This is a genomic window from Streptomyces sp. NPDC001927 (genome assembly GCF_053594455.1).
This window is the reverse complement of the sequence record NZ_JBSFEN010000002.1, coordinates 447768-474002: the sequence shown is the minus strand read 5'-3', so window position 1 is coordinate 474002 and position 26235 is coordinate 447768. Positions and strand designations below refer to the sequence as shown.

Sequence of the window (26235 nt, the reverse complement as noted above, 5' to 3'; positions counted from 1 at the left end):
ACCGGCGGACCGGTGGACCGGCGGACGCGGTCCGCCGGGACGGGGAGCGGGCGTGCGCGGGCGTGAGCGGGCGTGCGGGCCCGCCTACGGGCGCAGCGCCCGCCTACGAACGCAGCGCCTGCCTACGGGCGCAGGCCGCCCAGGAGCGTCGCTACCTTGGCGAACTCCGCGGTGCCGGTGTTCCAGTCGGGGGAGATGGGGGCGACGGACACCTTGTCCGCGCGGACCGCCTCCACGTCGCCGCCCTTCCGGTCGGGCGCCGTGACCAGGCCGACGCCGACCTTCCAGGTCCCGTCGCCGTTGTCGGTGTACTCCGCCGCGAGGCCGGGCTGCGGATCCTGGGTGGTGACAGAGGCACCGCGGGCGGTGCCCGTGCCGTCCGCACCGACCACGGGGTGGTTCACGTTCAGGCCCACACCCTCCGGCAGCAGCCGGCCGTTCCTCGCCTGCGCGCGCAGCCGGTCGATGAGCTTGACGGTGAAGTCGTTGGTGGGCCGCATGGCGTTGAAGATCTGCTCGGGGACCGGGACCGCGAGCTCGCCGGTGCTCACCGCGATCGCGGGCACACCGCGCTCCACGGCGGCGATTGCGCCGCCGACCGTGCCGGAATGGGTCGCCAGGGCGGCCACGTTGGGCCCGAAGTTGGTGCCGGAGACCACCAGGTCAGGGGCGCGGTCGCCGAACACCGCGGCGAGTCCGAACGACACCGAGTCGCCGGGCGTGCCGTCCACGGCCCACACCCGCGGCTCGGGGTGCTCGACCTTGACGGTGCTGCCGCTCATCAGCTTCGTCCCGGCGCCGCTCTGGTTGGTGAGCGGGGCCACGATGGTGACGTCGTGCCCCGCGGCGGTCAGCCGCTGGAACATCAGGCGGATGCCGGGGGCGTTGTAGCCGTCGTCGTTGGTCAGCAGGATGCGCAGCGGGCCGGCCGGGACGGCGGGTGCGGCCGCCGCGGCGGCGCTCGTCGGCACCGTGCCGGCCAGGGCGGGCGTGCACAGCAGCAGAGCGGCCAGGGGCAGAGCGCGCTTGCGTCTCACGGAGTTGCTCCTTCGATGCGGGAGGAGAAGCTGGGAGGAAGGAGGGGGAGGGGTGGAGATCGCCGGGCGCACGCCCCCTCGACATGCGCCCGGCGGGCTTGGTGCGGCCGTACGGCCGATGCCTCGTGCGGGCGGTACGGCCGGTAGACCGGTGTGGCCGGTGTGGCCGGTAGGGCCGGTAGGACCGGGTAGGACCAGTGCGGCGGTACGGCCGGTCAGCGGACCCCGCGGATGAGGATCACGGACAGCGCGCCCAGCAAGGACAGGGCGCCGCCGATGATGAACAGCGGCGTGTAGCCGCCGAGCGCGGTCACGATCGCGGAGGCCACGAACGGGGCGACGATCTGCGGCCCCGCGTTGGCGACGTTCAGGACGCCCATGTCCCGGGCGGCGTCCTCGGCCCGGGGCAGGACCAGGGTCACCACCGCGGTGTCCACCGCCATGAAGCAGCCGAAGCCCAGGCCGTTGAGGGCGCTGAAGACCAGCATGCCGGTCCAGGTCGGGCTGATCGCGGGGATCGCCATCGCGGCCCCGGCGAGCGCCGCGGACACGCCGACGAAGATCTTCCGCCGGTCCCAGCGGTCGGACAGCAGACCGCCGACGACCGTCGACAGCGCCATCGCTGCCATCGACACCGGCGTGAGGATCGCCATCGCCTCGGGCGGAGTCAGCCCGTCGGGCAGCGCGATGTGGTCGTCGAGGATGTACAGCTGGTAGCCGATCACCGAGAAGTAGCCGAGCACCATCAGCGCGCGGCCGATGAAGGCCCACCGGAAGTCGTGGTGGGACAGCGCGGACAGGAAGGCGCCCAGGCGCTCGCGCTTCCGTACGGACGGGGAGGGCGCGGCCGCGCGCCGCGGTACGTCGCGGCAGAAGGTCGTGAGCAGCAGCGCCGCCCCGGCCGCCAGCGCGCCGAGCACCAGGTAGCCGATCGTCGGCGTGCCCGCCGTCTGCGAGGCGATCATCACGCCGGCGGTGCCGCCGACGGGCAGCGCCAGGCCGACCAGGGCGGAGGCCGTGCCCCGGCGGGCGGCGGGGACGCGGTCGGGCACGATGGCCGTGACGGCGGCCTGGTAGATGTTCATGGTCGCCTGCACCAGGCACCACGCGATGCCGACCATCAGCACCGTCTGGACGCTGCCGAGGAGGGCGAGGCCGGCGAGGGACGCGAGCGCGCCGCCGAGGATCCACGGGTTGCGGCGCCCGGTCCGGTCCGACAGGGCGCCGGCGATCGGGTTGAACGCGGTGGCGAACACCGCGCTCACCCCGCCCACGATGCCGAGGATGGCGACCTTGTTCGCCGGATCGAGGGTGGCGATGTGCGTCGGCAGAAGCACGGAGCCGACGCCCATGTACACGGCGAGCATGGAGGCGTTCGCGAGCAGGAGGAGCAGCATCAGGCCGCGCTGCCGCGGCGCGGGCTCCTGCGCCTGCGCTGCCGCGTCCGGCTGGATCAGTTCATCTGCAGTCACGGTGACCACCGGGGGATGCGGGCGCGTCGTCCGCGCGGCGGGGGATCGGGGCGTGCATGGCGACTCCTCGGGGGACGGAGCTGAGCGGTGAGCGCTGAGCTACGAGCTGGAGCGATGAGGGGATGACGGCCGGGGGACGTGTTTCGCGCCTGGGGCTTTCGCGTGACGGCGACTACGGAGGGACGCGGTGATGCGACCACCTAGTTACACGTGTTAATTCCGGCTTGCAGCATTGTGTAGCACTCGTGAACTCCTTTGGATAGGGGTTCGAGGCATTTGAATGGCGACTGTGACCGCGCGGAGTGGCTCCGTTGCTAACACGTGTAGCTACTCACGGGTCGCTCTTGTGTCGAGTGCCGCGAAGGTTCAGCCTTGGCCTGAAAACGTCGTGCGGGTCGATCACCGCGCACGGCGGGACCGCCCCGCGCGCTCCCTGCTCTCCCTCGCCGCGCGGCCACCGTCGCCGCCCGCTCCCGCTCGCATCTCCCTCACTGCACTGCGATGTACCGCCGCACCGCACTGCACCGCCGCACCGCACCGCACCGCGCCGCACTGCACCGCCACGCCGCGTCGGCGTCGCGGTTCCCCCGCATTTCCCGGAGGTCAGCCATGTCCCTTTCGCCCGCCGTTCCCGTCCCGCCGCCTCCGCCACCTCCTCCCGAGCCGGCGCGGCACCCCGTTCTGGCCGCACCGCCCCGGCGCGCCGTTCTGGCCGGATCGGCGCTGACGGCCGCCGGCCTGGCGGTCGGGCTCGCCACCCTCGGCGAGGGCGCGCCGTTCTTCCAGCGCGTCGACGATCTTTGGATGCGCGCGATCCACGGCTCGCCGGGCGACGCGGTGACCGGGCTCGCGCAGGCTCTTGACGTCCTCGGCGGGCCCCTCGGCATGGTCGTGCCGCTGGTCCTCGCGGGCTGTCTCGCCGTCTACGGGCGCTGGAGATCGGGGGCGTTCGTCTTCGCCGCCTGCGTGGTGGCCGACATCCTGGTGGTACTTCCCGTGAAGCAGTTCATCGACCGCCCGCGCCCACCGGAGCCGTGGGTCCTGGTGGGCGGCGGCTCCTTCCCGTCCGGCCAGGCCTTCACGGTGACGGCGCTCGTGGTGACGGCCGGCGTGGTGCTGTTCCCGCCGGTCGCGCGGCGCTGGTGGTGGCTCTTCGCCGCCGCCCTGGTGGCCGCCACGATCTGGAGCCGCACCTGGCTGCACGCCCAGTGGCTGAGCGACGCCGTGGCCGGTGCCGCCCTGGGGGCGGGCGTCTCCCTGCTGGTGTGGTGCGCGTTCGCCCGCCTCTTGGAGGAGGAGGCCGCCCGTTCGGCGTCGGGCCGCCTCTGGGACTGAGGCTGCGCCCGGGTCTCCCATATAGTGAATGATTGACGATCGTCATGAGTGCTGCATAGTCTCGCTGTCCGGCCCGTGTGGCGGCGCGGATGCGCCCGGCGAACGATGGACCAAGGAGGACAGGCATGACTGACATGCAAGAGGAGGCGGCTTCCCTCGTCGTCGGGCTGCCGGCTGGGCGGCTGCGCGGCCGGACCGAGGGCGGCGTCGCGGTGTTCAAGGGCGTGCCGTACGCCGAGCCCCCGGTGGGCGACCTGCGCTGGCGCGCCGCCCGGCCGCACCCCGGCTGGAGCGGTACGCGGGATGCGACCGCGTACGGCCCGAGTGCGCCGCAGATGTACATCGAGGGCGGCGACCCCGTTCTCGGTGGCCACGGAAACCCGCCGTTCGACGACGACTGCCTGACGCTGAACGTCTGGACGCCGGCTCCCGACGCCGCGCGGCGGCCGGTGCTGGTCTGGATCCACGGCGGCGGGTTCGTCTCCGGCTCGGGATCGTTGCCCATCTACTCCGGCGAGACCTTCGCCCGCGACGGTGACCTGGTCGTCGTCACCCTCAACTACCGTATCGGGCCGCTCGGTTACCTCTCCTTCGTGGAGAGCGGGGAGGTCGACGAGGCCGACGAGGCCGAGGGGTCCGACGCCCAGGCCGGCTCGGACGGGCATCCGGCCAACCTCTGGCTCACCGACCAGTTGGCCGCGCTGCGTTGGGTGCGCGACAACATCGAGCACTTCGGCGGGGACCCCGACCGCATCACGGTCGCCGGCCAGTCGGGCGGCGCGATGTCGACGGCCGCCCTGGCCGGACACCCCGAGGCGCGGAAGCTGTTCCAGCGGGTCATCCTGCAGAGCCCGCCCTTCGGGCTGCGCATCCCCACCCCCGTCGAGTACGAGGAGCGCGTCGAGGCCTACCTGCGGTTCGCCGGGGTGAAGGACGCCGACGAACTCCGCGCCCTGCCCTGGCCGCAGTTGATCGAGGCGGCGGGCGCGCTCTTCGGGCACACCATGCGCTGGGGGTACTGGCCCACCCCGTTCCTTCCCGTACGGGACGACGTCACGCTCTTCCGTCATCCCGCGCACGCCCTCCTCGACGGGCCGGCGGCGGACGACATCGACGTCCTCATCGGCTGGACCCGGGAGGAGGCCAACTTCGGCTTCGCCCTGGACCCGGGATATGCGCAGGCCACCCGCGAGCAGGTCGTCGACCGCATCGCGGAGACGTTCGGCGCGGGGCAGGCGGCCGAGGTGTACGAGGAGTACGCGCGAACCCGCCCCGGCGCCCGGCCGGTGGACGTGCTCATGGACCTCATCACGGACGAGCTGTTCCGTGTCCCCTGTCTGGAACTGGCCGAGGCCAGGGCGGCGTCCGGGCGCCCGGTGTGGGCGTACCAGTTCGACTTCCCGACCCCCGCCCATCAGGGGAGGCTCGCCGCCGCCCACTGTCTGGAACTCCCCTTCGTCTTCGACAACTTCGCCAACTGGGCGCACGCTCCGCTCGTCGAAGGGATCGACCCGACGGTGGGGGAGGGGCTCGCGCGGAGCATGCACCGGGCGTGGATCGCCTTCGCCCGGACCGGCGACCCGAACCATGCGGGACTGCCGACCTGGGAGCCGTACCGGAAGGACGGACGCACCACCATGCGGTTCGACTCCGTCACCCTCCCCGTGGACGACCTCGCCGGGCATGCCCGGCGCCTGCACGGCCGGCGCCCGGCGGTGGCCGAGTAGGCGAGGAGTCACGGTCGTCCCAACGTCTCGTATCGCCTCACGCTCGGACGTTTCACGTGTAACCAACCGATCGTGATCACCTACGACCCGCACCCCTGCCGACCCCGGGCTGCCAGAGCGAGCCCGGGGCCGTCGGCGTCCCCGGACGCCCCGCCGCTAACGCGTGTAACCTGGACGGTGGCCGACCGGCCGACGAGGAGACCGGGCAGGGGACGTCATGGGCAAGAAGCCGACCGCCGGGGCGGCCGTCACGAGCGCCGATGTGGCGCGCCTGGCGGGAGTGTCGCGGGCGACGGTGTCCTTCGTCCTCAACAACACGCAGGCCCACCGGGTCGGCGAGACCACGCGGGCCCGGGTGCTGGCGGCGGCCGAGCAGCTCGGCTACGTACCGCACGCCGCGGCCCGGTCGCTCAGGGCGGGCCGCAGCAACCTCGTGCTCATCCCCGCGTCGGTCTCCGCGGCCGGGCGCCTCGTCAGCATGTGGGTCGACGACCTGGAGAGCGAGCTGGAGCGCCACGGGTACGTCCTCGTGCTGCACGCGGGGCGGTTCCCCGACGCGGTGAGCTCGGCCCGCGCCTGGGCGGAGCTCCGTCCCGCGGCGGTGGTGGCCCTGGACGGCGACAGTCTGTCGGGGCAGGCCGTGGAGGTGCTCAGCCGGGCGGGGGTGCGCGGCGTGCTGGCCTTCGCGTCCCGGGAAGTGGCCGGCGCCCACGTCGTCGACTTCGACCAGACGCGGATCGGCGCGGTCGCCGTCGAGCACCTGCTGGCGCAGGGGCGCCGGAGGATCGGCGTGGTCATGCCGCAGGAGCGCGGCCTGGAGACCTTCGCCCGGCCGCGCCTCGTCGGCGCCGAGGGTGTGGCCGCCCGCAGCACGGCGACGATCACCCCGGTGGAGATGTCCTACACGCACGAGTCAGCCGCCGAACTCGCCGGGCGCTGGCGGGAGTTGGACCTGGACGGGGTGTTCGCCTACAACGACGAGTACGCCGCGCTGCTGCTGCACGCCCTGCGCGACGCGGGCGTCGCCGTCCCGGAGGACGTCGCGGTCGTCGGCTGTGACGACCTGGTCCTGTCGTCCATGCAGCAGCCGCCGTTGACGTCCGTACGGCTCGACCTGCCGACGCCCGCGCAGGTCGCCGACGCCCTGCACGAGCTGGTGGACCGGGGCACGTCGCCGCAGGTGCCGGGCATGGAACCCGTCCTGGTGCACCGCCGGTCCTCGTGAGCCATCGGCCCCCGTGCTTGTCTGTACGGAGCGCGGGGCGCCGTCATGTCGGCGCCCCGCGCGGGGTGTTCGGCGACGGCGGTGCTCAGGCGCCGAGGCGGCGGGCGAGGAAGTCGACGCTCTCGCTGACGATCGGCGTCACGTCCGGAGCGCCGAGGAAGATGTGGTCGGCGTTCTCCACCGGCCGCAGGGTGACGTCTCCGCCCGCCTCGCGGAGGGCCTCGGCGAGGACCTCGCTCTGGCTGTACGGCAGCAGCTGGTCCGCGGTCCCGTGGACCAGCAGGAACGGGGGCGGGGTCGTGCCGCCCGCGTAGGTGACCGGGCTCGCGGCGCGGGCGAGCCCCGGCCGTTGCTCGGGCGTGCCGCCCAGCAGGGCGTCGAAGGGGTTGGGGTAGGCGCAGCCGTCGGGCGTGGGCGGCATCGGCAGCGGGTGCCCGAGCAGCGGGCCGATGTCCGTGGCCGGGTACCAGGCGACGACGGCCTGCACGGCGCTGTCCTGGTCCCGGACGCCGACGCCGCCCTCCAGCGCCGCCGTGTCCTGGGTGGCGCCCGGGCGCGCGAGTCCGGCCAGTGCGGCGAGGTGGCCGCCCGCCGACTCGCCCATGACCGCGATCCGGTCTCCGTCGATGCCGAGCTCGGCGGCGAACTGGCGGACGTAGCGGATGGCCGCCTTCGTGTCGTGCAGCTGCGCCGGGAACGGAGCCTCGAGCCCGTGCCGGTAGTCGATGCTCACCAGGGCGAGGCCGGCGCCCAGGACGGTGCCGTGCAGCAGCTCGACCGGCACGGTCGGCGGCGGGTAGCGGCGGTCGCCCTCCAGCCAGCCGCCTCCGTGGATCCACACGACGGCGGGCACCGGCCCCTCGGACGCCGGCACGTGGACATCGAGCAGGCAGGGCCGGTATCCCGCCGTGTTCGCGTAGGTCAGTCCGTCGAAGTGGCGCACGCCGTCCTGGCCGACCAGCGGCGCAGAGGGGGCGCGGTAGGGCGGCGGCGGCCATCCGGAATCGGGTCCGGGGGCCGGTTGTACGGCCGGGGCAAGGGGAGGTGACTGCGTCATGACCGCCTCTTTCTGCGGGTGTGTGGCCGAATTTCCATTGAATGTCCGAAATGCCTTGTGATCTCAAGGCGGTCCGTCGTACGGTGTTACACGTGTAACACAATATGTGCGGCGTAGTAAACGTCTCGGACGTCGATTGAGTCGGCTGATGTGTGACCCGGAGGTTACACGAGATATCGCGGCGTGCGTCGCCCCCTCGTCAGGGAGTTCCCATGCCTGGTCCCATGCTCGTCGCCGCGCAGTCCCCGGCCGTCCCGCTGCCGCGCTCACGCGCTGGGTCGCCCGCCCCGTCCGCCCCGTCCGCCCCGTCCGCCCCGTCCGCCCCGCCGTCCGTGCCCGCCCCGCCGTCTCCGGGGCGCCGCCTCGCCTGCTGGGCGGCGTGGGGTGCGACGTTCGAGGTCCCCCGGGTGCGGGCGCGCCTGCGCCGGACGCTCGAAGCCTGGGGCGTCGCGCTTCCCTGCGTCGACCTGCTGCTCCTGGCCGGCACGGAGCTCCTGTCCAACGCCGTCCGGCACGCGGGCGGCCGGCTGCGGGTCACGGTCTCCCTCGGGGGCGGCCGGCTGCAGCTCGACGTCGCCGACGGAGACCCTCACCTGCCGTGCCTCACCCAGGACGCCCACTCGGACGCCGACCCGGACGCCGACATGGACGTCGACGCGGAGGCGGAGGGCGGTCGCGGGCTCGCGATCACGAGCTTCCTGGTCGACGAGGCGGGCGGCCAGCTGGCGGCGTTCCGCGCGGCGACGGGGAAGGTCGTGCGGATTCGTGTCCCGATCGCCTGACGGCTGCCTCCTGACGGGCTTCCGCGTGATCTGCGATACGGGCCAACTCCGTTGGCCCGCAAGGACCGTGCGTAGGCGGCCATGTCGTCGCCGACGACCGTGGGGCGCCCGCCGTGCCGGCCGCAAACAGCTCGGACGATCGAGGGCTGTGGACTATGTTGTGGGGATGACTACCGGGACGGCATCGCGCCACACACGGATTGGTGACCCGGTGCTCTTCTGAGCGCCGTACGGGCCGGTGCGGGCCCGTTGCTCGATCGAGGATCCTGCGCCGCTGCGCGGGCTCCGCCTCCGTCGTGTTGATCAGAGGTTCGACAGATCAACCACGACAGGAGAGAGTTCATGTCCACGTCCACCAAGACGTTCCAGATTCCCACCGCCGACGGCCAAGCCGACGCATTCGCCGCGTTCCCCGACCGTGGCGAGCAGCACCCGGGGGTGCTGATGTACGCGGACGGCTTCGGCATCCGGCCCGTACTGCGGGAGATGGCCCGCGAACTGGCCGGCCACGGGTACTACGTGCTCGTCCCCAACCTCTTCTACCGGCACGGCCCGGCACCGGTGATCGAGCTTCCCGAGCACATCGGAGAAGAGGCCAGGCCCGCGATCTTCGACCGGCTGATGCCCTTGATCGAGGCGCACACCGCCGACCGCGTGCTGAGCGACGCCGACGCCTACCTCAGGTTCCTCACCGCCCAGCCCGAGGTCGGTGTGGGCCCGGTCGCGGTGACCGGCTACTGCATAGGCGGCCTCTTGGCGATGCGTACCGCCGCGGCCCACCCCGGCCAGGTCGCTGCCCTCGCCGCGTTCCACGCCCCCGTGGCCGCCGATGGGCCCGGTCCGTTCTCCAAGCTCACCGCCCAGGTCCACCTCGGCCACGCCGAAGGCGACGTGACACCCGAGGCCCTTGGCGCGCTCAACCAGGACCTGGATGCCGCAGGCGTCAGCTACACCTCCACGATCTACCCCGGCACGATCCACGGCTTCACCATGTCCGACACCGACGCTTTCAGCGCCTCCGGGCTGCAGCGCCACTGGGACCACCTGCTCCCTCTCCTGAACCGCACCCTGGGCACCAGCTGAGGCTCCGGGGCACAGGCGGCAATGCCGCAACCACCTGGGGCTGGGTCCCACTCAGCGGACGGTGAGCGGCCTGAACCGTCCTGAACCGACCTGAACCGATCCGAACCGGCCTGGACGCCGAGTCGGGCCGGAGAGTACGCCCCGGCGGGGTTGAACCTGCCCCCGCCCCCGTCCGTAGTCCACCGTGGTGCGCGTTCCCGGGTTCCCTGACCCGGCGCACACGGGCAGGTCCCGGTACCAACTCCCCCCGGGATCGGGGCCTGCCCGCACCCGCCCCGACGGGTCAAGTACGCGTGCTCCACTTCTGGTTGTCCGTGCCGCCGCACTCCCAGAGCTGGAGACGGGTGCCGGCCGCCGTGCCCATGTCCTTGACGTCCACGCACTTGCCGTTCGGGGTGACCAGATCGTGGGAGGTGTTGACGCGGAACTTCTGGGCCTGGCCACCGTTGCAGCGGGCCAGTTGGACCTGGGTGCCGTTGTACGTCTCGCCCCACGCGAGGTCCATGCACTTGCCCATCGACCGGAGCGTGCCGTCGGACATGAACTGCCAGCGCTGCGCGGACGAACCATTGCAGTCGGCCAGGACCAGGGGTGCCCCGTCGGTGCTCTTGCCGCCTGACACGGCGATGCAGCGCCCGGAGGCGTGACCGGAGATCTGGTACGTCTTCACCGCCGGGGTGGGTGAGGCTGCCGGGGCGACCTGGACGGGCTTGGCGGGCTTCGGCTGGGGGGCGGCGGAGCGAGACGGTGCCGGCCGGTTCGCGCCGGTCGGCGGGTCGACCGGAACAGCGCTGTCGGTGGCCGGACCAGGCCTCGCCCCCTGGGAGCCGCTCGGCGTCGGAGACGCGCTCTCCTTGCCGGATTCCGTACCCCCACCAGGGGCGGGCGACGACGAGTGGCTCGGGGCCGCCGAGCCGAACTCGCCCGAGGCTCCCTCCTGCCCTTCGCCCAGCGTCGTACCGGCGGCTTCGGCGGCCTTACCGGGCTTCGCGTCGTCGTCCGTGTTCGTGCTGACAAGGAAGGGCACGCCCAGCAGGACCAGTCCGGCCAGGGCCGCGGCGGCCAGCATGCTCTTCCTGGGACGGCGGGGGTCGGGCTCGGCCTCCGCCTCCGCGTCGGCAGCCGCAGCCGCGGCCGCAGCCGCTTCTGTTTCCGTATCCGAATGTGTGTCCGCGTCCGCGCCGGTCTCGGTGTTCGTCCGCACCTCGGCTTCGGCGGAGTCCGCGTCCGTGTCCAAGGACGGGTCCAAGGACGTCTCCAGGGACGTGTCCAGGGACGCGTCCAGGTCCGGGGCCGCAAGGGCGGCGGTCGGCGTCCCGGCGGACTCCTCGGGGGCCTGCGCTTCTTCTTCGTGCGGCTGCGCGGCCGCGGATGCCGAGGTGGTCATGAGGAGGCTCCAGGGGTCGACGGGACGGGAGCGGCGGACACGACGTCCTGCGCGGGAACGGTCAGCCGGGCAGGTCCGGCCGGATTGACGGCGAGCAACGCGCCCTCGGCGGCGAGGGAACGGGCCAGTTCCGCGGCGGGCAGGCTCCGGTGGGTCAGGACTCCGGCGAACGGCTGGTGCGGATCGGCGGTGAACACCGGCACGGTCGGACGGCCGTCGGGGCCCGCGGGCAGCAGCGGCTCGCCGTCGGGGGTGAGCAGTACGGAGACATCGGCGGCGGCCAGGGCACGGACCGCGTCCTCCCACCCGCCGTAGCCCGTCACGGCCAACTGGACGGCCTCGTCCACCGGGTCGGTCGGGGCCGGCCAGCCGAGGGCCTGCGGCGAGGGCCGGTACTCCTCGTTGGCCTGCCACTCGGCCACCTCGCCGTCGGGTGCGGAACGCCATTCGCCCACCAGCGCCCAGCGCGGCGGAGCGCCCTCGCCGCGCCAGCCGGGGTCGACCATGCCGAGCCAGTGGTCGGGAGCGAGTCGGGCGGCCTCGCGGACGTCGTCCTGGACCGGGGGCGGGGCGGCGTCGCTCATGCGGGGCTGCTTTCCGAAGCGGAGGGTGGAAGGGGGTTCAGGCGCTCGTACAGGGTGCGCGCGTCGTCGTCGGAGAGGAACAGATCTGCGATCTTCAGGGGCAGCGTGGGGTCGAGGTCCCACGAAGCCTGCGCCCCGTGTCCGTAGGCGAGACCGAGGACGTCGTCACGGGTGACCTCCCGGGTGCGGAAGGCCGCCAGCCGCCAGCCGGGGTCCGCCTCCGGAGGCAGGGGTGGCGGAGGTGGTGGCGGGACGTGCGTCGGGCGGGGGCGGAGCCCCAGGAACTCCCGGCCGCGCCGGAACACGGTGAGTGTGGGCAGATTCGGGAGCGCGCTCGCGCCGGGCGGCTCGAAGGTCCTCGCGGCGCCCGTCTCGTCAACCACGGTGATCCGGGCCATGTGCGCGATCGCGGCCGTCTGCGCCGCGAGGTCCGTGGTCTCCTCGTTCCATTGCCGGCCCGCCAGCAACTGCGCCCGGACCAGCCGGTGCCGCTGGCGCTGGGTGAGCCGCAGGTCGGCGGGGAGCCGGTCGCCGATGTCCCTGAACGCGCGGGACTGCGCCCGGTCCAGTCGGATGCCCGCGCCGGTGAGTTCGGCACCGGTGAAGACCGCTTCCGGGTCGATGTCGACGTCCGGGGGCAACGTCGTCCGGCTCAGCCGGGAGGCCGTCTCCTCCGGGGCCCCCGGGCGCCCGGTCAGGGCGTCCCAGAAGCCGTTGCCGTCGCCGCTCGGCTCGACCAGGTCGGACGTGGTGCCGTCCGGGGCGGTGAGGGTGCCCGGAAGGTCCGGGTCCCGGCGCCAGTCCGCGGCACCGCGTGGGGCGTTCCACGGAGCCCGGACGTGCGCGGTGCGCGGCGCCGGGACGACCGGCGCCACAGGGACGGCGGTCTCGGACTCGGAGTCGTCTTCGGGCGCGTGGGCCGACGGGTCCTGGGCCCGGTGGACGAGGGGGGAGAGCCGGTCGTACGCGTTCGGGTCGACGGCGGCGCGATAGCGGCCGCCGCCGAGGTACAGCGTGACCCGCTCGCCCGTGTCGTGGTCCGCCGGCGGTGCGAAGTCCTGGAACGTCAGGTCCTCACGGACGACGACCACGGTGACGCCGAACGACCGGGCCGCCAGGGTCGGCAGCAGGTCGGCGGCGCCCGTGTCCCAGCCCCGCCTCGCGTCGGCCGTGCCCGGTCGGCGCAGCTGCGCGGCGGCCAGGGCGGCACGCTGTTCGGCGGTGAACTCCTCGTGGAGCGGGAGCCTGCCGCCGGAGTCCTGGAACTCGTGCCGCCGCGCCGAACCCGCGCCGTCCAGGTCGACGTCGCTCGCGGTGAGTTCCCGCTCCTCGAAGCTGTCCGTGCTGTCCGGTGCCGTGAACTCGAGCAGCTCCGCGACCACGGGGTCGTTCAGCGCGTCCGGCCCTTCGAGCGAGTCCGCGAACCGGTGACGCAGGAGTCGGGCGAGTTCGGCGCGGGAGTCGGTGGGCAGCTCCTCGGGCCGTGCGGCGCCGCTGACCCGGAGGCCCTCGGCCAACGCGACGTAGAAACCCTCGCCGTCGCCGGGTTGGTCGGCGTCGGTCGCCGGGGACAACGCATGACTCGCGCCCTCGGGGGAGGTGATGAGGTCGGGCCCGCCGCGGCGGCCGCGCCGGAGGCGGTACGCGGGCTGGACGACGGGGGGCTTGGCGGCGCCCGGCGGCGTGAAGACCGGGGCGGGCGGCTCGACGAGCCCCGCCCGTCGCGGCGGCGAACCGACCGTGCCGTCCCCAACCGTTCCGTCCTCGGCCGACCCGTCCCCGACCGTCCCATCTCCGATCGCTCCTTCCCTGGCAGTCCCGTCCCCGGCTGCCCCGTCTGCGACCGTCCCGTCGGCTCCACCGGAGGACGCGGTGGTGGTGGTGGTGGTGGTGGTGGTGGTGGGCTGCGGGCCCGTGGCGGGCTGCTCCTCGGGCAGGCGGTGCCAGCGGGTCAGGCGGTCCGTGGCCGCCCGTACGGTGTGGAACTCCTCGGCCGCCGCGACCGCCGCGTCCTGCTTGGTCCGCAAGGACAGGTAGCCGGCGTCGGAGGCGTGCCGGGCCTGCCGCAGCGCGTCCAGGGCGGCCCGGACCGCGACGCGCGCGTCGGCCGTCTCCTGCGGCGAGGGCTCGTCGGCGGCCAGGGCGCTCCACAGCCGGCACTTGGCGGCGGTGACCGCCCTGCGGGCCTCGGCGTGGCGCTCGCGCAGTTCGGGCATGGCGCGGCGGGCCGTCCAGTACGCGCGGTCGGCGTCCGCCCAGGCGCTGCCGGCCCGCCCGGTGTCGGTCCAGGCGTCGGCGACCTGCTGAGGGTAGTTCGCGTCCGTGATCAGGCCGTGGGCGCGGGCCACGTCCTCGCGGACCCAGGCCAGGACGTGCCCGCTGGTCTCCACGGCCTGCGGGCCGGGCTTGACGTAACCCAGCGGGCCGAGGGCACGGCCCAGCCAGCTGCCGACCTTGGTGTCCTTGAAGCTCCGCTCCACCTCGGCGACGCCCAGCCAGTCGGTGGGGACCGCGAAGAGGAAGGAACGGCCGCCCTTCGGCTTGACGTTCAACTGGGCGCCCTCGGCACCGGTGTGCTTCGCCGTCGCCGTGTCGCCGGAGCCCACGACCGCGCCGGTGAGGCCCGGGACGGTGCTGCCCGCCGACCCGGCGCCTACGGTGGCCTGGCCGCCGAGGGTCGATTCCTGGGCGCCCCCGCGGCCGGCGGAGACGTCCTCCACGTCGGTCTGCCGCTCGGCGCTCTCCACCATGCTGTCCGGGACGACGGTGAGCAGCTGGGCACCGGCCAGGTGCGGACGGGCGAAGAGCCGGAAGTCGCCCTGGGAACCGCCCGCGAAGGTGTTCTCGCTCAGCCCGGGCACGGCGTGCCCGCCCGGGCCGCTGCTGTCGCGGAAGAACGCGGACAGGGCGGCGTTGCTCATGCCGTCGTGCAGGGCGGAGGCCGAGGCCGTGCCGGGCCGCGTCAGGTTGGTGCGGCGGGCCCTGCGCAACGCGGCGGTGAGCGGATTCCCGGTGAGCGTCCGGGGGTTCCGCGACGCGCCGACCGCCAGGGCGCCGTAGGCCAGGGCGACGGCGAGGTCGGCGCCGTCGCGGAGCGTCCCGAGGTCGGTGACCCGGCGCACGTGGAAGCCGTTCACGGGCATCTCGAACGGGCTTCCCGCGCCGTTCCCTCCGCTGCCGCTGCCGCTGCCGCTGCCGCTGCCGCTGCCGTCGCTCCCTCCCGCACCACCGGCGTTACGCCAGGCGGCGATCCGCTCCTCGGTGACCTGCCCCCGGCCCCACACGGTGGCGGTGGGCGGGCCGTCGTCCAGGGTGGGCGGGCCCAACGGGTCCGGGGCGGCCGGAGCGTCGGAACCAGGGGTAGCGGCGGGGGAGGGCACCGTAAGGCTGAGCGGGACCTGCTCGCGCAGCCGTCCGACGTCGCCGACGGCCGTGGCGACGGTGGTGCCGTCCCCGAGATCCAGCGTCAGCCTCAGCCGGTAGGGCGTGAGGTAGTCGGCGTGTGGCTCGTTCGGCACGAAGGTGTACGACTTCATGCGGGTGGACGCCTTGGAGGTCGCCGCCGACTGGGTGCTGCTGCCGGACTCTCCGTAGGACGGTCCCGAGCCGGGGACCTTGCCGTCCCCGGTACGGACCGACTGGGTGACGGAGATGCCGGCGCCCTTCGTCCGGGCCGTGGTGACCGCGTCCTCGACCGTCTCGGTCGCGGTGCGGGTGTCCCAGAAGGTGACGCTGTGGTCGAGCCGGTCGAACTCCGGCTCTCCCGCGATGAGTTCGACCTTAAGCGCGGCGGTACGGGCGCCGACCCGGACCGAGCGCCAGCCCCAGCCGCCGATCCGGGTACGGGCCCCGGCCCCGGCGCCCGTCATCTCCTCGCGCAGGGCCTTCAGCGCGCGCGGGGTGACCATGGCGTGCACCCGGTCGCGGCTCGCGTCGTCGACCCCGAGGCGGCGCAGCTCCCGGTCGAAGTCGGCCAACACCTCGCTCGCGTCCAGGTTGTTGACCGGGTACGAGCCGAACGGGTTGGCGCGGAACCAGGCCGGCTGGCTCCAGAGGCGGCTGGTGTAGCGCGGCACCTCGCCCATCCGGTCGCGGATCAGCCGCAGTTCGTGCGCGGCCTTCTCCGGCAGATGGCCGAGCCAGTCGGCGGCGAACCGCAGCCGCCGCCCGGCCCAGCTCGTGCGCAGCGCGGTCGCCAGACCGTGGGCGGGGGCGAGCACACCGCCGGCGTGGGACTCGCCGAGCACGTCGTGCTCGGTGTCCCCGGAGACGAGGACCACGTGCCCCTCGTCGTCCCGGTCGACCTCGCTGGTCACCGTACGGGTGACGCTGTGCGTGGTGGCGCGGGAGCGGCCCCACCGCCCCGTCACGCCGTAACTGCCGACCAGAGAGGGCCCGGCCTGGTGCGGGTGGGAGTAGGAGGCACCGCCCGCGACGGTGAAGGTCCGGGTCGTGGTGACCGCGCCGCCGGACTGGAGGTCGTTGCCGATGACCAGCTCGGTCTCCAGCTTGACCGGCGGCGAGACGACCTTCGGGTCGACGACCCGCGTGCGGTGCACCAGGGCACCGATCCGGTTGAGGTACGGACCCTTGCCGAACAGGCCGCCGATCCGGGAGCCGCTCGTACCGGAGGTCTGGTCGAACTCGGCCGCCAGATATGGGGGTTGGAAGGGACGCAGCATGGCGTCGTGCGCGGGAGCCCCGGTACGGGTGAAGTGCCAGGAGTTGCCGGACGTCCGGGACATCACGTCCTCGACCGCCGAGGCCAGCTCCCTGTGCCCGCCGACCCCGAGCGTCTGGACCGGGTGGTCCCCGAACGGCATGGCGTGCCCGGTCGCGGCTCCCCGGGTGTCACCCGTCGCAAGGCGCCTGGCCTGCTCCCCGCCGAGCCGCTCGTCGCTGACGAGCGTGCCCGGCCGCGGCCCGGCCGTCCCGCCGCGCGGCGCACCGTGGGGGTCGCTCTTCGGGGTGTGCTCGTCGGGTACGGAGAGCAGCACGCGCCCCCGCACGGGCGGCCCGGCCCGCCCGCCGACCAGATCGCGTTCCGGCTCCCCGACGACGAACAGACGGGTGCCGAGCAGGCCGAGCGTGGGCAGGCCGCGCAGAAGGTTGCGGGGGCGCCAGATACCGCCGCTGGACGCCCGCAGTTCGAGGTCGTAACGGTGGAGGTGGGAGGGGGCGGCGCCGGCGACGACGCCCTCGAAGGAGGCCGCTGCCCCGTAGGTGGTCTTGCGGGACTTCTGCCGGCCCCATCGAGGACCGGCGGACACCGAGACGGCGTGCCAGGCCGCATCGCCCGGGTCCTCCTGGGCCGAACCGCCGCCCAGGCGCGCCTCGAACCCTCCCTCCACGTTGTGGCTCGCCGAACGCGAGCCGTCCAGACGGTCCGTGCCGGGCATGCCGGAGCGGTGGATGAGGTCGTTCTGGGTTCCCTCGTAGCGCCGGTTGGCGAGGGTGCCGTCGATCCAGATGTGGCGGTGGGAACGGCCGAACCGGCCCGGTCCGGTCAGATCGATCCGGAGGCCGGTGGTGGTGATCGTCTCCAGGTTGCCCGCCATGCTGTGGTGCGACAACTGGTCGATCACGGTCAGGGTGTTGTGCAGGGCAAGCCGGTAGCGCTCGGGGTCGCTCCACCGCCGCGAGGTGGGGTCCAGCTCCTCCAGCGGGGCGATCATGTCGGGATGGCGACGCGCCGCCGCCCGGATCACCTGGTCGGTGAACTCCTCCAGGAGGGTGCGCCCCGGGCCACGCGGGCCGGCGGCGGCCGCCGGCTCCGGCTCAGGTCCCGGTTCCGCGTCCGGGCCCGGTTTCGCGTCAGGGTCCGGGTCCGGGTCTGCGTCCGGAGCCGGGCGCGTGGGGTCGGCGATGCGCCGGCCGTCGGCGTGGGTGAACACCTCGGGGCGGCTCATGCCGAGCACGGCCGGTGCGTCGGGCGTCAGATAGGCGGGCGCGAAGGGCGGGTTGGCGTTCCGGGCCCGCAGCGTCGTCGCGTCGTCCCAGCCCGCGTGCCGACGGGCCTCGGTCCGGGTCATCCGGTCCAGGCTCCACGTCTCGAAGGCGGTCGGCTCGGCGTCGCCGGTGGCCCGGACGTACACGGTCTTCTTCACCAGGTAGAGCGCCGTCGGCACCTTCTTCGCCCGGCCCGCGATGCGCCGGCCGCCCGAACCGCCGAACACCCCGCCGTAGGTGGCGGATCGGACGTAGCGGCCGACCGCTCCCAGCACCCCGCGCAGGGTGATCGGGGCCGGCGCGCCCCCCAACAGGTCGAAGCTGGGACCGGCGGCGGCGTTCAGCTCCTGCGTGTACGTCTTGGAGAGGCTCCGCTCGGCCTTCACGGTCTGGACGATGGTGTTGCGCAGTTCGCCGGCCGCCGTCTCGCTGAGCAGCACGGCCTCGCCGGGCTCGACCCGCTCCACGACGAACGCGCCGACCGGCGAGCGCCGCGCGTCCTCGCCGAGCAACTGGCGCCCCGCGACCGGGCCACGGGCCAACCGGTCCGCCATCCGGTGGAAGTTCTCCGTGGTGAAGAACGACGAGACCTCGGCGTGGGCGGCACTGCCGTGCCGGGCGCCGACCCGCCGCAGGGCCCACTCCCGGATGCCCCCGACCGGGCCGTAGCCCTCGGTGTGGACGAGCCGGTAGTCGTTCTCGGCGCCCAGCTTCATGTGGCGCGGGGCGCTGCCGGGGGTGGCGGGCCCGGTCTCGCTGTCGGAGAGGCGTACGGACACACCGGAGTGCACGCCGAACGTGAAATGACTCTGGCCCGGGTTCAGGGCGTGCGCGGCCCCCCGCGCGGGCCCCTGCGGGTCGCCGGTGAACCAGACCTCGTACTGGACGTCGTCCAGGTGCAGATGGGAGCCGTCCCACATACGGGTCTCGACCTGACTCAGGGTCTGGTTCTGGAGGTTGTAGTCGAACCCCTTGGCGTAGCCGAGGGAGCCGCCGATCCGGCCGAACCCGGCGTGGCCGGACGGAGGCCCGAGCGGCAGGGAGCCGGACACCGAGGTGCTCTGGGTGACGGAGCGGGTCGGGCCGGTCGTGACCTGGCTGCGCTGGGCCTCGTCGATCCTCACGGGGTTGCCGTGGACGTCGGTGAAGCGCTCCCAGACTCCGTGCGGGCGGGTGCGCACGTGCAGCACACGGACCCGGCCGGTGTCGTCCGTGAAGGGGGGGGAGGCGTACCCCTCGCCGTCGAACGTACGGGGGCGCAGCCGCAGGGCGCTTTCCAAGTGCGCCCGGGTCTCGTCGGGTATGTGGGTGCGGTCGCCGATCTCGGTGGCGACGGCGTCGATTCCGCGCAGGCGGACCGCGCTGTGACCGTAGGAGGTCTCGTCACCGCTGAGGTACGAGGGCAGACGGGAGCCGTCGGTGAAGGTCACCGGACCGGCCGGGGCGGGGGGCGGCACCATCGAGCGGTCCAGACGCGGGGGCCGGTGGAGTTCGAGGGCCGCCTCGACGGGCTCGAAGGCAGCCGGGTCGGGACCCGTTCCGCCGCCGTCACCACCGTCGTCAGTTCCCCTGTCAGTGTCACTGTCTCCGCTGTCGGAGCCGCTGTCGGAACCGCTGTCACTGTCGCTGTCACCGTCGTCGCCGCCGAGGGGGTGGGCGAGGGCGGGATGGGGGAGGGCGAAGTGCACCTTCGGCTTCGTAGCGCCGCCGGAGGGCGCGGCGGAGGCCGAAGGGGCGGAAGGGACGGGCGGGATGGGCTTGGCGGCCGGGGCCTTGGCGCCCGACGACGTACCGCCACCGGACGACGTACCGCCACCCGACGACGTACCACCGCCCGACGTTCCCGCCGACGGGAGGTTCCCCGGGTTTCCGTGGACGTCGACCGCCGAATAGTGGTTGAAGCCGTTGTAGTGCACGTGCAGTCGGGTTCCGCCGGGCGCGCCGACGGCACGGTCCGGAGCGCGGTCCTGGACGAGGACCAGTTCGATGCCCAGCGCCCGGCCGACGGCCTCCGGTGCCGCGTCGAAGAAGGGGGTGTTCCACATGCGGATGTCCCGGATCGCCGCCTCGACCAGGTCGGAGGTCGTCATCCTCCGGATGTCCGCGAGCGAGGGCGCGGCGGGCCCCCAGGCCGGGAAGCGTCGGGCGACGACGGCTCGCCAGAGGGCCTCGGTGTTCCGGTTGGTGACGGACAGCTGCTGTGCGAGCAAGGGGCGCAGGGCCTCGGCCTGGTAGCGCGCCCTGCGGGCGGCCCGCTGGGCCTGGGGAAGCGCGTCGACGACCTGCCGCTCCTGGTCGGTCAGGGCGGGGACCGGGATGCCCAGGTGCAGGCTCAGGGCGTCGGCGTTCAGCTCCGCGAGGACCGTGTCCACCGGGTCGCCCTGGTTGAGCTGCTGGGTCATGGGGCCGTCGTGGAAGGCGTCGGCCACCAGGTTCCGCAGCCGGTGGATGCTCACCTGGCTGCCGAGCCCGTCCGGCCGGACCCTCTGCAGACCGTGCCGTACCGCGTGGAACAGGCAGTTGCCGTCCGCGTGGGTACGGAGGACTTCGTACCGGCCGCCCTGCCGCTCGATGAGCCGGCCGTCCGTCAGCAGGCCCGACGCGGGGGATTCGGCGGGAGCGTCGGACGGCGTCGGCGCCGAGGGGGTGGGCGTCGCGGTGGGCGGGGGAGGGGCGGCGGGGGAGGGCAGACGCGCGGCGAGCTGCTCGACGCGCGCCCCCGGGTCGGCCGTACGGGTCGCGTGCGCGGCCGCGAGCACGGCGCGGAAGTCGTCGGGCGACGGGGTGTCGGAAGGGCGGGTGCCCAGCACGGAACGGGTGATGCGGTCCAGCAGGCCGGCGCTCATCCGGGAGTCGGTGAAGGCCGGTCCGGGTGCCTGGAGCGGGGTGTTCCAGCGCAGGGAGTTCAGCGCGGCCAGACCACGCAGGAGCTCGGGACCGTCCGTACCCTGCTCGGCGTTCGGGCCGAAGGTGTCCCTCAGCGTACGGACGAACTGGAGGGTGAACGCCTGGTCGAAGGCGGTGACTTCCCCGTCGGTCCCCAGCCCGGCGGCCGTCGCGAGGGCGTCGAGTTCGGCCCCGCTGGGTTCCGGGGTGAAGACGGCCCACTGCCCCGGGGTGCCGTCCCTGTCCAGGTGGAGGACGGACCGGATGCCGTCCGCGCTGTCCAGGGCCGTCCCGGTGTCGGTGGTCGGGGCGTACACCCTGCGGCCGGTGACGTTGGCGACGTGCTGGGCCGCGGAAAGACCGCCGTGGTCGGGCCGTTGCCCGGTGGAGCAGGACACCAGGACGAGCGGCCGGTCGGGCGCGCCGAGACCGGGCTGCCGGGCCAGGAAGCGGCCCAGTTCCCGCCCCGACACCTTGATCACCTGGCCGTCGTCGAGGGCGAGCGTGATCTGGGTGGGCGTGCCGTGCGCGGCGAAGAAGCTCGCCTTGCCGGGTTGCCAGGCGACCGGCTTGCGGGCCCCGACGAGCGTGCCCGTACCGGGATGGGTACCGGGTCGCAGATCGGTGTAGGTGTCGGCGCCGGTGACCTGGCCGGATCGCGGTTCTCGCTGGCTCCAGTCCGGCGGGAGGTACGAGGCGACACCGACGTCTCCCGGGAGCGTCTGGTGGCTGACCCGGGTGTCCGGCACGCTCACCTCCGTGACCTTGCCGTTGTCGACGGTGTGGCTGCGAAGGAGGAGCGGCGCCGGGGAGGTCGGGGCGTTGCCTGTGGGGGACGGGCCGGCTTCGACCGGGTCCGACGCCGGACGTGTGACCACGATGCGCAGGGGCGTGCGCGGCGGCGGGACGGGGATGGAGACGGGCTCCTGCGCCACGGCCGGAGGCGCGGGGCTTTCCGATGTGGGCCCGCCCAGAAGGTCGAAGACGTCCCCGTCGAAGTCGCCCATGTCCATGTCGTCCATGTCCATGTCGCTGTCGCCGCCGGCGTCCTCGGTCACCGGTTGTGCGGGGGTGGGGGACGGGTTCGCCGGTGCGTCGACACCGATCGACACCGTGGCGATGGGTGCGGGGGCGTCGGGCTCCTGTGAGGTGTCCGTCGGGGACGGGGGTGTGCCCGTGTTCGGGTTCGTCGTGGGGGTGATCGGGGTCCGCAGGCCACGGATGTACGGGTCGTCGTTCGGCTGGACATCGAGGTCGGCGGAGACCGTCCGCAGCGGCAGCGGAGCCTCCGCCCGGGCGACGTCGAGCGCCTGGAGCACCTGGTCGTTGCGCGGGTCCCGGGCCCGCTGGGCCAGGCCGTCGAAGTAGGTGTGCAGCTGTGTGCCGGGAGTCCTGGCCTGCCGGAGGGCGTCTGCGACGACCTGCACCTGTTGCGGTACGGGGGCTACCGAGTACTGCTTGGTGGCGTCCCGCAGCTTGTCCAGGTTCCGCAGGCGCACCTCCTCGACGGCTGCCCGCAGGGCGGCCTTCTCCTGCGGGCCGATCCGCGCCCGGACCGCCTCCCACTTCTTCGCGTCGGCATCCGACGTCCAGCCCGAGTACCGCACCATCCGGCTGATGTTCGCGGCGTCGGGGTGGTTCGGGCCGAGGATCGCTTCGATGCGGTCCGCCGCGTCGTCGGACTCGAGCGCGGTGACGAGGCGCTGGACCTCGTCCACGGTCACCACGACCGTCCCGTCCGTCGTCCCGGGGGCGGAGGGAAGTCCGCCGTCGAGCAGCTTGAGCGCGGTCCGCTGGCGGTCGAGGGCTTCGAGCAGGGCGTCGGGGACGTTGCGACCCCACTGGGTGCGCATCCCGAGGACGGTCGTGACCTCGGAGAGGATGTTCGCGGCCGGCTCGTCGAAGCGGTCGTACGGGGTGTGCTTGGTGAGGACGGAGAAGTACGGGCGGCCCAGCAACTGGGCCAGGTTGGCGGTGTTCGCGCCCTCCAGGACAGCTGGCAGGCTGCCGAGGCGGTACATCTGACGGAACACGTCCTGCGCCAGGTTGCCCGCCTCCAGGACCAGGACATCGCCCGGCGCCATGGTGGCGAGTCGCTGGGTGAGGTCCTCGCCGTCGAGACTCGCGTACGAGAGCCAGGGCGCGGTGTGCCGGGGTGCGCCTTCCACGGTGGCCCGGCCCAGGGCGAGGATCACCGAGGGGCGTTCGGGGGCGGAGGCGTGGATGCCCTCGGCGAGGGTGCCCAGGGTGCCGGAGCCGGCGGCGGGGGAGAGGTTGTGCATTCCGTAGGCGGGCATCAGGTCGACGGGGGCGGTGGCTGCCGGGGTCCGACCGTCGCCATCGCCGCTGCCGTCGCCGTCGGTGCCGGGCTCCGGGGCCGTCACGGCCCGTACGAGGGCGCGCAGGTTCGTGCCGCGTCGCGTCGGGCCGTCCTCGGGCTCCATCGTCCGGTGGATGAGCGTTTCCAGCTCGGCCGGGGTGAGTTCGGGCACGTGGAAGCGGTAGAGGCCGGAGCGCCCGACCGGTCGGTGGCCCTCGGACTCGCCCTCGGCGGCACCCTCGCCCGTGACGTCCAGCAGGGTTCCCAGGTCGGTGACCGTCGTCGTACCGTCAGCGCCGGACCGGCTCAGCACCATGCGGGCGCCCAGGGGCCAGGCGTAGGGCTGGAGGACGATGGCCTGGTCGGCACCGGCGAAGTCCAGGAACTCGCCCGGGGTCGTACCGTCCGGGTCGATGCGGTCGCTGGCGGCGAGGAGCACCAGGTGATCGGTCCGCTCCCGCTTGACCGGGTTCTCCCTCCCCGGTTCGAAGCTGTCGAAGACCCAGGTGATCCGGTCCCAGGACTCGGCCGGGACGAGCAGCCTCAACCGGTCTCTGACGGCCGGTTCTGCGATGACGCGGATGGGGCCCTCGTAGCCGAGCTCGTCGAGGGAGGCGATCAGCATGGTGGCGGCCGCCTGGTGGCCGAAGTTGGCCGCGTCGTCGACGACGACCGTGACGCCGGGGACGTCCTTGAGGTACGCGCCGACGCGGGCGCGCTGAGCGATCTCCTCGGCCGACGGCACGGTGCCGTTCCTGCGTGCCGCGATCTCGTCCAGGATCGCGCGGTGTTCGTTGGCCGGGGCGTTCGACAGCCGCTGCCACAGCTCGTGTTCGGGCGTCCGCCCGGCGGGGGACGGGACCGGGCCACCGCTCGTGACGGGGTTGGGGAGGGGCGCGGGAGCGGGGGCGACCTCGTCCGGCTGATGGACGGACGCCTCTTCGCCGGCTGCGTCCTCCGTCGTGTCGACCTGATGGCCGTCCACGGCGCTGGATCCGGTGGGGCCCGTGGTGGAGCTGGTGGCCGGGATCGTCGCGGCCGGGGCCGCCGTCGGGGCGGCGGCCCCCTGCTCCTGCCCCGCCGTCAGTTCCTCCTCGACGTCGGCACCCCCGCTCTCGGTCAGGACGCCACGGGCCGGCTCCTCCAGGTCGCGGGAGACCGTGCCGTTGCTGTCCGTACCGCTTGGGTCCGGGTCCGACACCGACACCGTACGAGGACGGCCGCCGGCGCCGCCCCCGGTCTCCGCGCCCGGTCGCCCGCCGGCCTCCGTGTCCCTGCCTCGGTCCGCGTACGCATCCGTGTCCGTGTCCGCGTCCGTGCCCGGGGTCACGACGTCGCTGTCGCTGTCGCTGCTGCTCGTCCGAGGGCGGTCGCCGTCCCGCTGTTGGGTCGTCGCCGTGTTGGCCTGGCGTATCTCGGCCAGGGTCGTGCCGATCCCCTCCGCACCGGCCTCCAGCATCTCCCCCGTCTTGTTGCTGATCAGGGAGCCGTAGAAGGTGTCCCAGTTGAAGGCCCAACTGCCGTGCATGAGGCCGGTCATCAGAAGTTCGGCGAGCACCTCGGCCAGGGCCTCGGTGACGAACTCGGTCGGCTCCCCGATGCCGCCGCCGTCCGGGCCGTTGTCGCGGTGCGCGTTCCGGTCCGGGTTCGGGACTCGGTCCGGGTCCGGGTCCGGGAGTCGGTCCAGGTCGCGGTCGGGGCGGGGGCCAGGGCCCGGACCGTCGGTGCTGTTGCGCGGGCCGTCGACGTCACGGTCGACATGGCTCGTGATGTCGTCCAGGTCGTCGTCGTTTCGGCGCACGTTGTCGTTGAAGAACCGCCGGTCGAAGTAGTCGTCGATGTTCCGGGTGGCGTTGCTGAAGAGCTCGGAGAAGATGCCGACGAGCGCGCCGAAGGCCGCGTCCTGGCCGATCTGGTGCCAGTCGAAGGAGTCGGGGCGCCGTCCGTCGGGGCCCGCGACCATCATCGCGAGGCGGACCACGAAGGTCATGAACGCCTCTTCGAAGGCCGACGTCAGGGTCGGCATGAGCCGGGTCCGGCTGAGGAGCTGGTCCAGGATGGTGAGGATGACGACCCGGCTCTGGGCGCGTGCCACGGCCGCCCGGCCGGCGGAGGCGCCGCCGCTGAAGAACGCCAGGATCGCGGTGACGGCCAGCTCGATGGCCAGGCGCACGACCTCGGCGATGATCTGCCACTTGGCCTCGGTGATGTCCATCGAGGTCTGGGTCCGGCCGTCCGCGATCCGGTCGAGCTGGTCGGCGAAGTCCCGCAGCACATTGGTGCCGTTGTCGTCGACGAACAGGTTCATCGCCCGGACGTAGCGCGGTCCGACCTGCGGCGGCAGGGCGCGGCCCACGCCGACGACGGAGCCCTCGATGACGTCCGAGAGCTCCCGGAATGACCTGGCCATCCGCTCGTACGCGAGTCGGCTCTGGTAGGCCTTGTCCTCGTCCGCCTGCGGGAGACGCTCCCCGACGAGCGCGAACAGCAGGTTGTTGACAGCCGGCGACGCTTGGATCGGCATGGGGGTCAGTGGCTTCCGCGGCGGCCGCGGGCGGCGGAGCCGATGGCGTCGAGCGCACCGTCCTGGGTGTTCACGATGTTGCGCAGATTGTCGTGGGTGCCGTTGGCGATCTCCACGACGGCTTCCGCGATGGCCTCGGCCGTTCGCGTGGCCGTCTCGCGTTCGTCCTTCTCCTGGGGCAGGACCTCGCGCGCGAAGCTGTCGTCGCGGCCCGGCCAGTCCCGGACGGCGTTCACCTCGGAGACGAAGTCCCGGGCGATGTCCTGGACCAGGGAGCTGATCTGGTCGATCTGCCGTACGCCGGCCTGAAGCCGGCCGGGCACGGCGAAGTACACGTCTCCCTCAGGCACGGTCGTCCCCCTCCGGGTCCTCGTGGATCTCGTCGCGCAGTCGGCGTCCGCCGCGCCGGCGGCGGGCGGCGGCCGGGTCGTCGGCCTCGTCCCCGTCCTCGTCGAGGACGTCAGGACCGAAGATCTTCGTCCAGTCCACGTCGATGCCGTGGAGTTCGGGCACGGTGGCACTGGGCCGGGTCAACGGCTCGAAGGTGTCCTTGATCTGACGGGCCATCTGAGAACGCGCCTGGCCCGCCGCGTCCAGGACGGCGACGGCCAGCGTTCCGGCCTCCATGGTGCGGTAGGCCGTGCCGAGGAAGCGCAGGCCGGTCAGTTCGCCCTGGGGGCCGACGGTGACCTCGACGGACCGGTCCTTGGACCGGACGGTCACGCTGGCCTCGCTCAGCTCGGCCTCCGCCTCGGCCACCGCCTTCTGGACGGCCTCGAGTTCCGCCATGGCCTGCGCGATGCGCTGCTCCATCGACGCTCCGCTCACCCTCGTACCTTCCTCGTCATTCCGTGCACCCCTCTCGCT

13 protein-coding genes are annotated in these 26235 nt (G+C 73.4%); 5 read left to right on the top strand and 8 right to left on the bottom strand.

Annotated features, from left to right (window positions below):
- Window positions 1-122: 122 nt before the first annotated feature.
- Complete coding sequence (gene surE / locus ACWCO8_RS06680; protein ID WP_451031257.1) at window positions 123-1037, bottom strand: 5'/3'-nucleotidase SurE; 915 nt, start codon at window positions 1035-1037, stop codon at window positions 123-125.
- Between the two features lie 215 nt (window positions 1038-1252).
- Window positions 1253-2509 carry an MFS transporter gene (locus ACWCO8_RS06675; protein ID WP_451031256.1) on the bottom strand — a complete coding sequence of 419 codons (1257 nt, stop codon included), beginning with the start codon at window positions 2507-2509 and terminating at the stop codon, window positions 1253-1255.
- A 609-nt stretch (window positions 2510-3118) separates the two neighbouring features.
- On the opposite strand from ACWCO8_RS06675, the gene ACWCO8_RS06670 reads away from it, so the two are divergent.
- The 3 genes from ACWCO8_RS06670 to ACWCO8_RS06660 all read left to right on the top strand — a co-directional run bounded on the left by ACWCO8_RS06670 (window position 3119) and on the right by ACWCO8_RS06660 (window position 6796).
- Entirely contained in the window at window positions 3119-3844 is a 726-nt protein-coding gene (locus ACWCO8_RS06670) for a phosphatase PAP2 family protein (protein ID WP_451031255.1), read from the top strand.
- Window positions 3845-3969: 125 nt separating this feature from the next.
- Window positions 3970-5571, top strand: a complete 1602-nt coding sequence (locus ACWCO8_RS06665; RefSeq protein WP_451031254.1) for a carboxylesterase/lipase family protein — start codon at window positions 3970-3972, stop codon at window positions 5569-5571.
- A 217-nt stretch (window positions 5572-5788) separates the two neighbouring features.
- Window positions 5789-6796, top strand: a complete 1008-nt coding sequence (locus tag ACWCO8_RS06660) for a LacI family DNA-binding transcriptional regulator (protein ID WP_451031253.1) — start codon at window positions 5789-5791, stop codon at window positions 6794-6796.
- An 85-nt stretch (window positions 6797-6881) separates the two neighbouring features.
- Here ACWCO8_RS06660 and ACWCO8_RS06655 read toward each other — a convergent pair whose 3' ends face one another.
- Entirely contained in the window at window positions 6882-7853 is a 972-nt protein-coding gene (locus tag ACWCO8_RS06655) for an alpha/beta hydrolase fold domain-containing protein (protein ID WP_451031252.1), read from the bottom strand.
- 212 nt (window positions 7854-8065) lie between these two features.
- Here ACWCO8_RS06655 and ACWCO8_RS06650 point away from each other — a divergent pair, with 212 nt between their 5' ends.
- Window positions 8066-8635 (top strand): ATP-binding protein, encoded by a 570-nt coding sequence (locus tag ACWCO8_RS06650; protein WP_451031251.1) that lies wholly within the window; start codon window positions 8066-8068, stop codon window positions 8633-8635.
- A gap of 342 nt (window positions 8636-8977) precedes the next feature.
- Window positions 8978-9718 (top strand): dienelactone hydrolase family protein, encoded by a 741-nt coding sequence (locus ACWCO8_RS06645; protein WP_451031250.1) that lies wholly within the window; start codon window positions 8978-8980, stop codon window positions 9716-9718.
- A 283-nt stretch (window positions 9719-10001) separates the two neighbouring features.
- Here the strand turns inward: ACWCO8_RS06645 and ACWCO8_RS06640 are convergent, their stop codons facing one another.
- Genes ACWCO8_RS06640 through ACWCO8_RS06620 form a run of 5 tightly spaced genes read right to left on the bottom strand, consistent with a single transcriptional unit; the run spans window position 10002 to window position 26181 of the window.
- Window positions 10002-11105, bottom strand: coding sequence for a ricin-type beta-trefoil lectin domain protein (locus ACWCO8_RS06640; protein WP_451031249.1), 1104 nt, complete (start codon window positions 11103-11105; stop codon window positions 10002-10004).
- Entirely contained in the window at window positions 11102-11689 is a 588-nt protein-coding gene (locus ACWCO8_RS06635; RefSeq protein WP_451031248.1) for a type VII secretion system-associated protein, read from the bottom strand. Before ACWCO8_RS06635 ends, ACWCO8_RS06640 begins: the two co-directional genes overlap by 4 nt.
- Window positions 11686-25368, bottom strand: a complete 13683-nt coding sequence (locus ACWCO8_RS06630) for a WXG100-like domain-containing protein (RefSeq protein WP_451031247.1) — start codon at window positions 25366-25368, stop codon at window positions 11686-11688. Before ACWCO8_RS06630 ends, ACWCO8_RS06635 begins: the two co-directional genes overlap by 4 nt.
- Window positions 25369-25373: 5 nt before the next feature.
- Window positions 25374-25718, bottom strand: a complete 345-nt coding sequence (locus tag ACWCO8_RS06625; RefSeq protein WP_451031246.1) for a hypothetical protein — start codon at window positions 25716-25718, stop codon at window positions 25374-25376.
- Window positions 25711-26181, bottom strand: a complete 471-nt coding sequence (locus ACWCO8_RS06620; RefSeq protein ID WP_451031245.1) for a YbaB/EbfC family nucleoid-associated protein — start codon at window positions 26179-26181, stop codon at window positions 25711-25713. The genes ACWCO8_RS06625 and ACWCO8_RS06620 overlap by 8 nt, the downstream gene beginning before the upstream one ends.
- Window positions 26182-26235: the final 54 nt, after the last annotated feature.

Bases quoted from the DNA above. Each gene is read 5' to 3' on its own strand.
- ACWCO8_RS06670 (WP_451031255.1), top strand. From the start codon at position 3,119: ATGTCCCTTTCGCCCGCCGTTCCCGTCCCGCCGCCTCCGCCACCTCCT.
- ACWCO8_RS06650 (WP_451031251.1), top strand. From the start codon at position 8,066: ATGCCTGGTCCCATGCTCGTCGCCGCGCAGTCCCCGGCCGTCCCGCTG.
- ACWCO8_RS06640 (WP_451031249.1), bottom strand. From the start codon at position 11,105: ATGACCACCTCGGCATCCGCGGCCGCGCAGCCGCACGAAGAAGAAGCG.
- ACWCO8_RS06630 (WP_451031247.1), bottom strand. From the start codon at position 25,368: ATGCCGATCCAAGCGTCGCCGGCTGTCAACAACCTGCTGTTCGCGCTC.
- ACWCO8_RS06645 (WP_451031250.1), top strand. From the start codon at position 8,978: ATGTCCACGTCCACCAAGACGTTCCAGATTCCCACCGCCGACGGCCAA.
- ACWCO8_RS06660 (WP_451031253.1), top strand. From the start codon at position 5,789: ATGGGCAAGAAGCCGACCGCCGGGGCGGCCGTCACGAGCGCCGATGTG.
- ACWCO8_RS06665 (WP_451031254.1), top strand. From the start codon at position 3,970: ATGACTGACATGCAAGAGGAGGCGGCTTCCCTCGTCGTCGGGCTGCCG.
- ACWCO8_RS06620 (WP_451031245.1), bottom strand. From the start codon at position 26,181: ATGGAGCAGCGCATCGCGCAGGCCATGGCGGAACTCGAGGCCGTCCAG.
- ACWCO8_RS06655 (WP_451031252.1), bottom strand. From the start codon at position 7,853: ATGACGCAGTCACCTCCCCTTGCCCCGGCCGTACAACCGGCCCCCGGA.
- ACWCO8_RS06635 (WP_451031248.1), bottom strand. From the start codon at position 11,689: ATGAGCGACGCCGCCCCGCCCCCGGTCCAGGACGACGTCCGCGAGGCC.